A 12,085-nucleotide genomic window follows, 5' to 3' on the forward strand; every position below is an offset into this window, starting at 1 on the left:
CTCAGTTCCTGCTGCGGGGATGGCTTTCCTTCATTTCACCCGGGCTGCCGGCGTCGATGGATTTGGCGAGCACTGGCTGTGGGCGGCCGAAGTGATAGCCCTGGCCATAGTTGCAGCCTAGCTCACGCAGAAAGTTGGCTTGAGCGGGTTGCTCGATACCCTCGGCGAGCACCTTGAGGCCCAGGCTCTTGCCCAGTGCGATCACTGCACGGGCGATGGCGGCGTCCTCGGGGTCGTCGGGCAGGCCACGAACGAAACTCTGGTCGAGCTTGAGCTTGTCTACCGGCAGGCGCTTGAGCCGCGCCAGCGAGCTGTAGCCGGTGCCGAAATCGTCAATGGCCAGGCGCACCCCCAGCGCGCGCAGACGGAAGAGCAGTTTCTGCGCTGCATCCGGGTCTTCCATGATCGCGCTCTCGGTCACTTCCAGCTCCAGCTGTTCGGGGGGCAGACCGGTTTGCGCCAGCACGCTGGCAACCTTCTGGTCGAGTTCACCGCGACTGAACAGGCGACTGGAAATGTTCACGGCAACGAAGCGCAGTGAGCTGCGCTCGGCATTCCACCTCACCATCTGGCGGCAGGCCTGCTCCAGCACCCAGGCATCGATGGCGCCGATCATGCCGTTGTCCTCGGCAATCGGGATGAACTCCCCCGGGGCGACCAGTCCGCGCTGCGGGTGCTGCCAGCGCACCAGGGCCTCCATGCCTACCTGGCTCCCGTCTTGCAGGTCATGCAGCGGCTGGTAGTAAACGCGCAGCTCGTCGTTGTCCAGGGCATGGCGCAGGCTGCTGGCCAGCTCGACGCGCTGGCGGGCGTAGTCGGTCAGTTCCTGCTCGTAGAAGGCGTAGCCCTCGCGGCCGCTGCTCTTGGCCTTGAACAGTGCAGAGTCGGCGTTGCGCAGGATCTGCTCGACGCTGTTGGCGTCCTCAGGGAACAGGCTGATGCCGATGCTGGCGCCGATATAGAGCTCGTGACCGTCCAGGCGAAAGGGTGTTTCCAGATTGTGCAGCAGGCCTTGCGCAAGCTCGGCGGCCTGGGCGGCTTCTGCGCAGTTTTCGCTGAGCAAGCCGAATTCGTCGCCGCCCAGCCGGGCCAGTGTGCAGCCGTTAGGTAGACCCTGCAGCAGGCGCTCGCCGACGCTCTTGAGCAGGAGGTCACCGACGTTGTGGCCGAGGCTTTCGTTGATGTGCTTGAAATGGTCCAGGTCGATCAGCAGCACCGCACCGCGCAACTCTTCGATCGTGCTGCGCTCCAGGGCGTGGGCGACACGTTCGGTGAACAGCAGGCGGTTGGGCAGGTTGCTCAGCGGGTCGTGGTGGGCCAGGTAGTCCAGCTCGCGCTGCGAACGCTTGAGTGCGGTGATGTCGGAGAAAACGGCCACGTAGTGGCTGACGCGCCCCTGCTCGTCATGAATCACCCGGATGCACTGCCATTGCGGGTAGATTTCGCCACTCTTGCGCCGGTTCCACACTTCGCCGCTCCAGGCACCGCGATTTTGCAGGGCGTGCCACAGGCTCTGATAGAAAGCGGCGTCATGACGGCCGGACTTGAGCAGATTGGGGTGCTGACCGAGGATTTCCTCGCTGCTGTAGCCGGTGATACGGCTGAAGGCTGGGTTGACGTGCACGATATTTTGCTCGGCATCGGTAACCAGCACACCTTCCTGGGTGGCATCGAACACAGCCGCAGCCTGGCGCAGACTGTCGTCGATGGCGCGCTGCTGGGTGATGTCGCTGGCGATGCCGATGAAACGCTGGGGCTGGCCATTCTCGTCACGCTGCAGGCGCCCGCGCGAGTGAATCCAGCGGTAGCTGCCGTCGGCGTGGCGCAGGCGGTAGATGTTTTCGTAGGGCTGATCGCTCAGTTCGGCATTGAGCGCATGCAGCGCGCGTTGCATGTCGTCCGGGTGCAGGCGTGAGGCCCAGTCTTCGCGGGTATCACCCAGGGTTTGCGGGGTGAGGCCGAGCAGTCTGGCGTAGCCCTCGGAGAAGAACACCTTGCGCCTGGATACGTCCCAGTCCCACAGGCCATCGCGTGTGGCATCCAGAGCCAGGCGCAGACGTTCCTCGTTGCCGGCCAGCTCCAGGCGTGCGCGGCGGTACTGCAGGGCATGACGCTGCAGTACCAGATAGAGCAGCGTACTGGTCAGCACCACGAAGCACAGCCCCTTGAGCGACTGCAGGCGCTCCTGCTGCGCTCCGGAAAGGCCCAGCACCGTCAGCAGTTGGTCGCTCAGCAGTATCCACAGGCCGGCCAGCAGCAGATAGCCCAGAGTCAGACGCAAGGCGGCGGTGTCGATACGCATGGCTGGGCAACTACGCTCCCTGTAAGTGTCGGTCAGTATAGACGCGGTGGTGCTGAAACATTCTTATCTAAAAGACCAACTGGTTTTCTGGCATGGGTCAGGGATAATGCAAACAGGTTCGTCCTTGCAGGACAAGCCGCGTTCCCCCATCAGGAGGCAACAGCGCCCATGTGGTACAACGGTTTACTCGACCTGTCGGTCTGGCAGCTGCTGGCTGCGACTCTGCTGATGACTCACGTGACCATCGTCAGCGTGACTGTCTATCTGCACCGCTACTCTGCGCACCGTGCACTGGAACTGCACCCCGCGCTCAAGCATTTCTTCCGTTTCTGGCTGTGGCTGACCACTGGCCAGAACACTCGCGAGTGGACCGCGATTCACCGCAAGCATCACGCCAAGTGCGAAACCGTCGATGACCCGCACAGTCCGGTCATCAAGGGTCTGAGTACTGTGCTGCGCAAAGGTGCCGAACTCTATCAGGAAGAGGCGAAGAACCAGGAAACTTTGCGCATCTACGGCAAGAACTGCCCGGATGACTGGATTGAGCGCAACGTCTACAGCCGCTATCCGATTGGCGGCGTGACCTTGATGGCGATCATCGACCTGGCGCTGTTCGGCGTGCTCGGCATGACGGTCTGGGCGATCCAGATGATGTGGATTCCGTTCTGGGCCGCCGGTGTGATCAACGGCCTGGGGCACGCAGTCGGCTATCGCAACTTCGAGTGCCGCGACGCTGCCACCAATCTGGTGCCTTGGGGCATCATCATTGGCGGTGAGGAACTGCACAACAACCACCACACCTACCCGAACAGCGCCAAGCTGTCGGTGAGGAAGTGGGAGTTCGACATGGGCTGGGCCTGGATCAAGTTGTTCAGTTTGTTCGGCCTGGCCAAGGTGCAGCGTGTCGCGCCTATCGCCCATCGTGTGGAAGGCAAGGGCCACCTGGATATGGACACGGCCATGGCCATCCTCAACAACCGTTTCCAGATCATGGCGCAGTACCGCAAGCTGGTTATCGCACCCCTGGTCAAGCAGGAAGTGGCCAAGGCCGACGCGTCCGTTCGTCATCTTTTCCATCGCGCCAAGCGCCTGTTGTCGCGTGAACCGAGCCTGCTGGAAGAGCAGCATCATGCGCGTATCGCCGACATGCTGGCGCAGAGCCAGGCACTCAAGGTGATCTACGAGAAGCGCCTGGCGTTGCAGCAGATCTGGGTCAAGACCAGCAGCAACGGCCACGATATGCTCGAAGCCATGAAACAGTGGGTGCACGAGGCTGAAGCCAGCGGCATCCAGTCGCTGCGTGAGTTTGCCGAGCAGCTCAAGACCTACTCGCTGCGACCGTCCAGCGCGACAGCCTGACCGCCGCTCGTTACAAACGAAGGCCCGCCGAACTGGCGGGCCTTTGTGTTTGTCCAACGGCTCGCACTAAGCTCATTTCAATGCGAGGCAAGGGACGGATGGCTGCTGTAATGGACGAGAAGGATAACGCTGTATCCGAGCTGGAAGAACTCACTTTGGCGCTGCTGCACAGCCGCGCCGAAGTGGAGCGTCTGGGCGCGCGCGAGCAGCTTTTCAGCAGCCTGCTTGGCAGCGTCAATGCCGTGCTCTGGGCGTTCGACTGGAGCGAGCAGCGGATGATTTACGTGAGCCCTGCCTACGAACGGATCTTTGGGCGCTCTGCCGCACTGCTGCTGGCCGATTACGGAGAGTGGCGTAACAGCATCTACCCGGATGACCTGGATTACGCTGCGGAAAGCCTGGCCAGGGTGCTGGAGACGGGCGCCGTGGAGTCTCGCGAGTACCGCATCATTCGCGCCGACGGGCAGCTGCGCTGGCTCAGCGACAAGTGCTTTGTCAGCCCCCGTCCCGGTGGGGGGAAAGGCAGTGTGATCGTCGGTATCGCCGAGGACATCACCGAGAAGAAGCGACTCGAAGGTGAGCTGCATCGCTTGGCCACCACCGACGTGCTGACCCAGAGCAGCAACCGGCGTCACTTCTTCGAGTGCGCTCGCCGCGAGTTCGAGCATGCGTGCCGGTTCGGTAGTCCGCTGGCGTTTCTGCTGCTCGATCTCGACGATTTCAAGAAGATCAATGACCAGTACGGTCACCAGGTCGGTGATCAGGTGCTGCAGCGTCTGGCGCAGTGCGGTACCAACACGCTTCGTCGCGGCGACCTGTTCGGGCGTATCGGCGGCGAGGAGTTCGCCGCGTTGTTTCCCGGCTGTGAGCAGGACGTGGCCTTGCAGGTAGCAGAGCGGCTGCAGCGTGAGGTGCAACGCCTCGGTTTCGTGCATGAGGGGCGCAGCTTCGGCATTACCGTCAGTCAGGGGTTGACCAGTCTGTTGGCCACGGATGTCAGTCTCGATGCGCTTTATGCGCGTGCCGATGCCGCCATGTATGTGGCCAAGCGGCAGGGCAAGAATCAGATCGTGCTGGGGTGACGGTTGGCGATTTTCCGCCTGTTGACGTGTTGTCTTGAGCGGAAAGTTGCCGATCAGGCGCTGTCATTGTCCGTTCACTGACCTGCAGAAAAAATGTAACCTGCTGTTCTATAAGCCTTGCGCGTCAGCTTCGCCAAGCTGGCGCGCTAACTGCATTGCCTCGTTCGATGCCGGCCAGGATGCCGACGCACAATAACAACGACGAGAGAGCACTCATCATGCATTATTCTGCCCGCCTTGTTTCGGTCGCATCGCTGCGTTCGCTGTTGTTCTGTTCTTCCTGAAATTTCCACGTACCCGCTCGAGCCAGGTCGCTGACGCTTCATGGCTCGCGATTGCGTATGCCCCATTCGTTCCGGCCTGCCTCTTCGTGCCGAAGTCTGTGCCGGACGATGCGTCACCTTAAACACACTGGAGAGAAACATAATGAGAAAGACCTCCCTGGCACTGGCCGTAGCCGCCAGCACTCTGGGCCTGAGCCAAGTAGCCTTCGCCGATCTGGTTGGCGATACCAAGGTCAGCCTGGAAGCGCGTAACTTCTACTTCAATCGTGATTTTCGTGAAGGCACTGGTCAGTCCAAATCCGAAGAGTGGGCGCAGGGTTTCATTCTGCGTATGAACTCTGGTTTCACTGAAGGCACCGTTGGTTTTGGTGCTGATGCCATTGGTATGTATGGCTTCAAACTGGACTCGGGTGATGGTACCGCAGGCAGTGGTCTGCTGGTCCCAGACCGCTCGGGTGGTTCCCAGGACAATTACTCCGGCCTCGCCGTAGCGGCCAAAGCCAAGGTTTCCAAAACTACTCTGCGTGTCGGTCAGATGCAGTTCAAAAACCAGGCTATCGGCTCCAGCGATGGCCGTTTGCTGCCGCAGATCTTCCGTGGCGGTAACTTGGTTTCTCAGGAAATTGAAGGTCTTACTCTGGATGCGGGTTACCTGGATGAGGTAAATAACCGCAATTCGCAAGACTATGAAGACATGACGCTGAACACCTACTCGTTCAGTGGCATTAAATTCAAGGGTTTGAATCAGAGTAACGAGTTCATCTTTGCGGGTGGTAACTACAAGCTGACCAAAGAACTGACAGCTGGCTATTACTATTCCAACCTGGAGGATATGTACAAGCAGCATTCCTTCAATCTCGTGCACGTGCTGCCCTTGGGCGAAAAGCAGAGCTTGAAAACTGATCTGCGCTACGCTCGCTCCACTGATGATGGCCAAAGTAATGTGGATAACAAGGCCTTCGGTGCCATGGTTACCTATGCTCTGAGCGGCCACTCGTTCGGTCTTGGCTACCAACAGATGGATGGTGACACTGGTTTTGCATATATCGGTGGTACCGATCCGTTCCTGGTCAACTACGTTCAGATTGGTAACTTCGCTGCCAAGGACGAGAAGTCTTGGCAGGCTCGTTACGACTTTAACTTCGCCTCCATCGGCATCCCCGGTCTGACCTTCATGACCCGCTACCTGACCGGTGACAACATTGATCGTGGTACTGGTGTTTCTGACGGCCGCGAGTGGGAGCGCAACAGCGAGCTGATGTACGTCTTCCAGGAAGGCGCGCTGAAGAACCTGGGTGTTCGCTGGCGTAACGCCACTATGCGCAACAACTTCAGCCGCAATATCGACGAAAACCGTCTGATCGTCAGCTACACCCTGCCGCTGATGTAAGGCGCGGTGCTTTCGGGAGGCTTGCATAGGCCTGAAGTCCCGAATGCTGAACGAGAAATGCCCGTATCCAGCGGATACGGGCATTTTTTATGGGCGTGAATTACCTCAGTGGGCAGCAGCTGCGCTAGCGTCGAGCGGCGCTGCCGAGCTCGCGAGAATGGCGCTGGCCAGGGCCATATCGTCGGCATCCTGTAGTTGCGGGTTGGCGCTGCGCAACTGCTGCATCGCCGCCTCCAGATGGGGGCCACGAATCTCGCCGTTGCTGGCGACGAAGCTGCTGGCATCTTCTTCGGCGGCAGCGACCAGCTTGCGATCCTTGAAGGTCAGGTAGGTCGAGGCGGTAGTGGCGCCCGAGGACAGAATATCGCGCAGCATGCCATCGGCTGCTGCGGTCTGGGCGATCAGGCAGGCACTGAACGCCAGTGCGGCACGGCTTGTTACACGCATGGTGAAACTCCTGTGGGGTGGCTCTTAACCTAGGAGTCACGCCAGCCGCTGGTGGTTCCTTGCAGGCGATGGCCGGTTGCCAGGCCGGTCAGCTGCGCACCTTGCCTGGGCGCTGCTGGTAACGCCGCCAGATCAGCGCGGAGAGCACAGCCAGTGCGCCGAACAGCAGGAACTGCCACGCCCAGGGCAGGTCGGGGAGCAGATAGGTCAGTGCGCCGACAGAGATGGCGACAAGGCCCATCCACAGCAGGTAGCCGCCGGCACCGAAGACTTCGAGAATCAGTAGCACTGTGGCCAGGGCCAGCCAGTCCCAAAACGACAGATTTTGCAGGTAGGTGATCATGGATGGACGCGACTACCCATGCTCAGAGTGTTCGCTGATCGCCCTTCGATGTGCATTGCATAGACTCCATTGCCAGATCACTCAATCTAAGCACAGCTGCCGGCGCTCTGCCGCCGACCCCTTCGCAAGGTGGGCAGTTGCCCGGTGGTTCATGAGCGCTTGGGCACATGGACGGCCTATGCCGCTGCCGTTCGGGGCGGCACAGCAGTTGTGAGGTACGCCGAGCTGAGTTGTGCAGCAGCAGGTTGCCGAGTCAGTTCAGCGATTGCCGGTAGCTGTTCACCCGGCATGCGCAGATGAGCGCTGAGGCGAGTGCGCGAGCTTCAGCGTTGCTCGCTCTGCGGCGTGACGCGTAGCACTTCCTCGATGGTGGTCAGCCCGGCCGCGACCTTCTGTGCGCCGGACAGGCGCAGGCTGCGCATGCCGTCCTTGAAGGCGGCGCGGCGCAAGGCGGAGAGATCGGTATCGGCGTTGATCAGCGGCTTGATCGTATCGTTGAGCAACATGATCTCGTACACCCCGGCGCGTCCGCGGTAGCCGGTTTCGCGGCATTCCAGACAGCCGACGGCATGGTGCGCCTGAGTCGGCAGTGGCGAGCTCCAGGGGCGCGTCAGGCCGCTCCAGGTGTCTTCGTCCAGTTGTACCGGCGCCTTGCAGTGCGGGCACAGGGTGCGCACCAGGCGTTGGGCCATGACGCCGAGAATGGTCGCCTTGAGCAGGTAATGCGGCACGCCCAGTTCCAGCAGGCGGGTGATGGCGCTAGGGGCGTCGTTGGTGTGCAGGGTGGAGAGCACCAGGTGGCCGGTCAGCGCGGCCTGGATCGCCATTTCTGCGGTTTCCAGGTCGCGGATCTCACCGACCATGATGATGTCCGGGTCCTGACGCATCAGGGCACGCACGCCGCTGGCGAAATTCAGGTCGATATTGTGCTGCACCTGCATCTGGTTGAAGGCGCCCTCGATCATTTCGATCGGGTCCTCGATGGTGCAGACGTTCACCTCCTCGGTCGCCAGTTGCTTGAGGGTGGTGTAGAGCGTGGTGGTCTTGCCCGAGCCGGTGGGGCCGGTGACCAGGATGATGCCGTTGGGCTGGCTGGTCATGCTTGCCCAGCGGCGCAGGTCTTCGGGGGAAAAGCCGAGTTGGTCCGGGCTTTTCAGTAACACTTCCGGGTCAAAGATACGCATCACCATCTTCTCGCCGAAGGCGGTGGGCAGGGTGGAAAGACGCAACTCCACTTCGCTGCCATCCGGGGTCTTGGTCTTGACCCGGCCGTCCTGTGGTTTGCGTTTCTCGGCGATGTTCATGCGGCCGAGGTTCTTCAGGCGGCTGACCACCGCCATAGTGACCTGCGCAGGGAACTGGTAGACGGTGTGCAGCACGCCATCGATGCGAAAGCGCACCGTGCCCTGCTCGCGACGGGGCTCGATGTGGATATCGCTGGCGCGCTGCTGGAAGGCGTACTGGAACAGCCAGTCGACGATATTGACGATGTGTGCGTCGTTGGCGTCGGGCTCCTGATCCTGAGCGCCGAGGCTGAGCAGTTGCTCGAAATTGCCGACGCCGCTGATCTTCTGGTCGGTGGCGTTGGCTCCGCTGACCGAGCGGGCCAGGCGATAGAACTCGGTGGTGAAGCGCTGGATGTCGCTGGGGTTGGCCACCACGCGCTTGATCCGGCGTTTGAGCACATGCACCAGGTTGGCTTCCCAGCTGTGTACCAGAGGCTGGCTGCTGGCGATGGTCACACTCTCGCTGTCCACTGCCACTGCAAGGATCTTGTGGCGTTGGGCGAAGGCGTAGGACATCAGTGGGGTGATGGCCGGTACGTCGATCTTCAGCGGATCGATGCGCAGATACGGCTGGCCGGCGAAATTGGCCAGCCAGACGGTGAGAATCTCCAGGTCGAGCTTCTTGCCCGGGCGCGACAGATCGTCGACCTGCTGCGCGGCGAGAAACTCCAGTGGGTGCTGGGTGTTGTTCAGCGAGCTGCGACGAATCGCCAGGCATTGCTCGGCTACATCCTGTTCGACCCGGCCTTGGGCCACCAGCTCGCGCAGCAGGTCGCCGAGATCCAGTACACGGTCAGGTGCGGTAGCGGTGAAGGCGGACATGCGGGTTCCTCGGGATCGGCCTGAACAAGGGTAGCAGGCCGCTTTTCAACGACCTTCTCAGCCTCGCTAGGATGCCCGAAAAGCGCTGCAAGGGCGAAGGGCCCGACGTGACCGAGCGCCCGCTTCAGGCCACCTCAGTCACCAGGTTGTGATCCAGGCGCTGCCAGCTCACCTCCCAGACGCAAACCAGGCCGCGCAGCTTCTGTGCCAATACGCCCGCTCGGTGCTGCGAGATACCGGGTAGGCGCAGGCTGATATGCAGGTCATCCTGCAGGCGCTGCATGTGCAGCGCTTCAGGCAGCAATTGCAGTTGGGCGAACAGGCCGAGCAGGCGGCACATGACATCCGCCTCGGCGTCGGTGCGCAGCTGGTACTCGACGCAGGCGTCGGGACGATCCTGCCAGGGATCGCGGCGATGGGGGGCGAGGGCAAACGCAGTGGTATCAGGCATGGTGGTGGCTCGGGCAGGTTTTGCCTAAGTTTCCGCCTTGTTCCGGCAAAAGTTCTGCCTTGTTTTCTGTGTTAATCGCGTTTCGCTGGATAGACTTGCCTAGATATTAGGCTAACTAGGAATTTTTATGTCTGTCGCTCTGGATTCATACGATCAACGCATTCTTGCCCTGCTACAGGAGGATGCCGGGCTTTCCACTGCCGAGATTGCCGAGCGCATCGGACTGTCGCAGTCGCCCTGCTGGCGCCGTATCCAGCGGCTCAAGGAGGAGGGGGTTATCCGCAAGCAGGTGACGCTGCTCGATCGCAAGCGCATCGGCCTGCACACGCAGGTGTTCGCTCAGGTCAAGCTCAACGCCCATGGTCGCTCCAACCTGACCGAGTTCGCCGAAGCGATGCGCGAGTTTCCCGAGGTGTTGGAGTGCCATGTGCTGATGGGCGCCGTGGACTTCATGCTGCGCATCGTCACGCGCGATATCGAGGCTTATGAGCGTTTCTTCTTCGAAAAGCTGTCGCTGGTGCCCGGTATCCAGGAGGTGAACTCCATCGTCGCGTTATCGGAGATCAAGTCCACCACCAGTTTGCCGCTTGCTTAGGGCTTTACCACTATGGGCTCGCTCTGCTGCTGCGCTCGCTTGCCTGGCGGTGTCAGGCCCATGGATACATAGATGCTGGTCAGCTGATCCACGCCCATGTCGGCTGGACGTACCCATTGCTCCGGTACGTAGAGCAGGCCGCCACCGACGGGGATCGGCGCGGTGGGAATGAGGATGGCGCAGTAGGCACGCCCCTCCAGCTCGACGCTTTCCGAACTCGGGCGCAGGGCGAGCACGGCAGCGCCATCGCCACCGAAGAAGCACCAGACCGGGGCCATGGTGGTGATGTCCGGGTTCTTGCTCTTGTCCAGCAGGCCAACGAAACGATCGGCCAGGTTGTAGAAATTGCCGATTAGCGGGGTGCGGCGCAGCGTGTGGTCGAACAGCCAGGCCAGGGGGCGACGCAGGCCCAGTTGCACGGCCAGACCCAGTGGGTAGAGGCTGCCCAGCAGCACCAGGCTGCCCAGCAGGTAAGCCATGTAGCCGTTGCTGGAAAAGGGTTGGCCGAGCGCCGCGAATAACTGGCCGATCAGGGTCGAGGGGCCGACCAGGCGATTGAGCAGGCTGAATATCCAGGCGAGCAGCGCCAGGGTCAGCACCAGCGGAAGTAACGCCAGCAGGCCGGTCAGCCAGGTGGTCACGATGGATTTCAGGCTGCGTCTGATCATGCCGCGATTTCCTTGATGAATGTGCCGGGGGACTTTACGCCAGGACGTTCTGTACTGGGCAGTCATCTCTGCTGCGTGAGTGGGAAAATGGCGACAACACTTTTCCTCGGACTGCCTGGTTTTCATGACGTGCAAAAAAAGCCCGGCACTGAGGCCGGGCTTAGCAGGTACACAAGGTACCGAAGTAGCGTCTTTGCGTTGAGCGCTTACATCCCCAGCCAGTTCGGCAGGGCCATGGACACGGCCGGGATGTAGGTGATCACCATGAGGAAGCTGATCAGCATCATCAGCCACGGCAGCGCCGCGCGGATCACCGCCGTCAGCGGCATGCCGGTCACCGCCGAGGTGACGAACAGGTTCAGCCCCACCGGTGGCGTGATCAGGCCGATCTCCATGTTCACCACCATGATGATGCCCAGGTGGATCGGGTCGATGCCCAGCTGCATGGCAATCGGGAACAGGATCGGCGCCAGGATCAGGATGATCGCCGACGGCTCCATGAAGGCACCGGCGATCAGCAGCACGATGTTCACCACCAGCAGGAACTGCCACGGCTGCAGGCCCAGTTCCACCACCCAGGCGGTGATTTGCTGCGGGATCTGCTCGGTGGTCAGCACGTGGGCGAAGAGCATGGCGTTGGCGATGATGAACATCAGCATGATGGTCAGCTTGCCGGACTCCAGCAGCACCTTAGGGCACTCGCGGATCTTCAGGTCCTTGTACACGAACAGGGCGACGAAGCCGGCGTACACCGCGGCCACGGCCGCAGCCTCGGTCGGGGTGAACATGCCGGTGTAGATACCACCGAGGATGATCACCATCAGCAGCAGGCCCCAGAACGCTTCACGGGCGGAACGCAGCCACTCGCGGAAGCTGGCGCGCGGCAGGGCCGGCAGCTTCTTGATGCGCGCGACGATGTAGATCGCCACCATCAGCACCAGGCCGAGCAGCAGGCCCGGCACTACACCGGCCATGAACAGCTTGCCCACCGACTGCTCGGTGGCGGCGGCGTACACCACCATCACGATCGACGGCGGAATCAGGATGCCCAGGGTA

The 12,085-nt window shown here is 61.3% G+C and carries 11 protein-coding genes; 4 read left to right on the plus strand and 7 right to left on the minus strand.

Translation table 11 applies throughout. From position 1 onward, the window contains the following. Position 1: 1 nt before the first annotated feature. A complete protein-coding gene (gene dibA / locus PCLY_RS02025; protein ID WP_061237583.1) occupies positions 2 to 2,302 on the minus strand; it encodes a phosphodiesterase DibA in 2,301 nt (766 codons plus the stop codon). A gap of 168 nt (positions 2,303 to 2,470) precedes the next feature. On the opposite strand from dibA, the gene desA reads away from it, so the two are divergent. From desA to PCLY_RS02040, 3 genes are all read left to right on the plus strand, one after another. Then, positions 2,471 to 3,661 carry a delta-9 fatty acid desaturase DesA gene (desA, locus tag PCLY_RS02030; RefSeq protein ID WP_061237584.1) on the plus strand — a complete coding sequence of 397 codons (1,191 nt, stop codon included), beginning with the start codon at positions 2,471 to 2,473 and terminating at the stop codon, positions 3,659 to 3,661. A 110-nt stretch (positions 3,662 to 3,771) separates the two neighbouring features. Then, positions 3,772 to 4,743: a sensor domain-containing diguanylate cyclase gene (locus PCLY_RS02035; protein WP_061237585.1), complete on the plus strand. Its 972-nt coding sequence runs from the start codon at positions 3,772 to 3,774 to the stop codon at positions 4,741 to 4,743. A 426-nt stretch (positions 4,744 to 5,169) separates the two neighbouring features. Then, a complete protein-coding gene (locus tag PCLY_RS02040) occupies positions 5,170 to 6,417 on the plus strand; it encodes an OprD family porin (RefSeq protein ID WP_061237586.1) in 1,248 nt (415 codons plus the stop codon). Positions 6,418 to 6,522: 105 nt separating this feature from the next. On the opposite strand, the gene PCLY_RS02045 is transcribed toward PCLY_RS02040, so the two are convergent. From PCLY_RS02045 to PCLY_RS02060, 4 genes are all read right to left on the minus strand, one after another. After that, a complete protein-coding gene (locus PCLY_RS02045; protein ID WP_061237587.1) occupies positions 6,523 to 6,864 on the minus strand; it encodes a DUF2388 domain-containing protein in 342 nt (113 codons plus the stop codon). Between the two features lie 88 nt (positions 6,865 to 6,952). Continuing rightward, positions 6,953 to 7,207 carry an NfeD family protein gene (locus PCLY_RS02050; protein WP_061237588.1) on the minus strand — a complete coding sequence of 85 codons (255 nt, stop codon included), beginning with the start codon at positions 7,205 to 7,207 and terminating at the stop codon, positions 6,953 to 6,955. A gap of 323 nt (positions 7,208 to 7,530) precedes the next feature. Then, entirely contained in the window at positions 7,531 to 9,315 is a 1,785-nt protein-coding gene (gene tfpB, locus PCLY_RS02055) for a type IV pilus assembly ATPase TfpB (protein ID WP_061237589.1), read from the minus strand. Positions 9,316 to 9,439: 124 nt separating this feature from the next. Continuing rightward, complete coding sequence (locus PCLY_RS02060) at positions 9,440 to 9,766, minus strand: hypothetical protein (protein WP_061237590.1); 327 nt, start codon at positions 9,764 to 9,766, stop codon at positions 9,440 to 9,442. A gap of 127 nt (positions 9,767 to 9,893) precedes the next feature. On the opposite strand from PCLY_RS02060, the gene PCLY_RS02065 reads away from it, so the two are divergent. After that, on the plus strand, positions 9,894 to 10,361 hold the full coding sequence (locus PCLY_RS02065; protein WP_061237591.1) for an Lrp/AsnC family transcriptional regulator: 468 nt from the start codon (positions 9,894 to 9,896) through the stop codon (positions 10,359 to 10,361). On the opposite strand, the gene PCLY_RS02070 is transcribed toward PCLY_RS02065, so the two are convergent. Together PCLY_RS02070 and dctM are read right to left on the minus strand one after the other, a co-directional pair. Further along, a complete protein-coding gene (locus PCLY_RS02070) occupies positions 10,358 to 11,029 on the minus strand; it encodes a DUF502 domain-containing protein (RefSeq protein WP_061237592.1) in 672 nt (223 codons plus the stop codon). The genes PCLY_RS02065 and PCLY_RS02070 overlap by 4 nt on opposite strands. Before the next feature lie 206 nt (positions 11,030 to 11,235). Continuing rightward, a partial coding sequence (gene dctM / locus PCLY_RS02075) for a C4-dicarboxylate TRAP transporter large permease protein DctM (RefSeq protein WP_061237593.1) occupies positions 11,236 to 12,085 on the minus strand: 850 nt, incomplete at its 5' end.

The sequence above is a fragment of the Ectopseudomonas composti genome (genome assembly GCF_001567565.1).
GTDB classification, from domain to species: domain Bacteria; phylum Pseudomonadota; class Gammaproteobacteria; order Pseudomonadales; family Pseudomonadaceae; genus Aquipseudomonas; species Aquipseudomonas composti_A.

What these genes read in the sequence shown, in the direction of transcription:
- dibA (WP_061237583.1), bottom strand. Translation starts at nt 2,302, where the DNA reads ATGCGTATCGACACCGCCGCCTTGCGTCTGACTCTGGGCTATCTGCTG.
- desA (WP_061237584.1), top strand. Translation starts at nt 2,471, where the DNA reads ATGTGGTACAACGGTTTACTCGACCTGTCGGTCTGGCAGCTGCTGGCT.
- PCLY_RS02035 (WP_061237585.1), top strand. Translation starts at nt 3,772, where the DNA reads ATGGACGAGAAGGATAACGCTGTATCCGAGCTGGAAGAACTCACTTTG.
- PCLY_RS02040 (WP_061237586.1), top strand. Translation starts at nt 5,170, where the DNA reads ATGAGAAAGACCTCCCTGGCACTGGCCGTAGCCGCCAGCACTCTGGGC.
- PCLY_RS02045 (WP_061237587.1), bottom strand. Translation starts at nt 6,864, where the DNA reads ATGCGTGTAACAAGCCGTGCCGCACTGGCGTTCAGTGCCTGCCTGATC.
- PCLY_RS02050 (WP_061237588.1), bottom strand. Translation starts at nt 7,207, where the DNA reads ATGATCACCTACCTGCAAAATCTGTCGTTTTGGGACTGGCTGGCCCTG.
- tfpB (WP_061237589.1), bottom strand. Translation starts at nt 9,315, where the DNA reads ATGTCCGCCTTCACCGCTACCGCACCTGACCGTGTACTGGATCTCGGC.
- PCLY_RS02060 (WP_061237590.1), bottom strand. Translation starts at nt 9,766, where the DNA reads ATGCCTGATACCACTGCGTTTGCCCTCGCCCCCCATCGCCGCGATCCC.
- PCLY_RS02065 (WP_061237591.1), top strand. Translation starts at nt 9,894, where the DNA reads ATGTCTGTCGCTCTGGATTCATACGATCAACGCATTCTTGCCCTGCTA.
- PCLY_RS02070 (WP_061237592.1), bottom strand. Translation starts at nt 11,029, where the DNA reads ATGATCAGACGCAGCCTGAAATCCATCGTGACCACCTGGCTGACCGGC.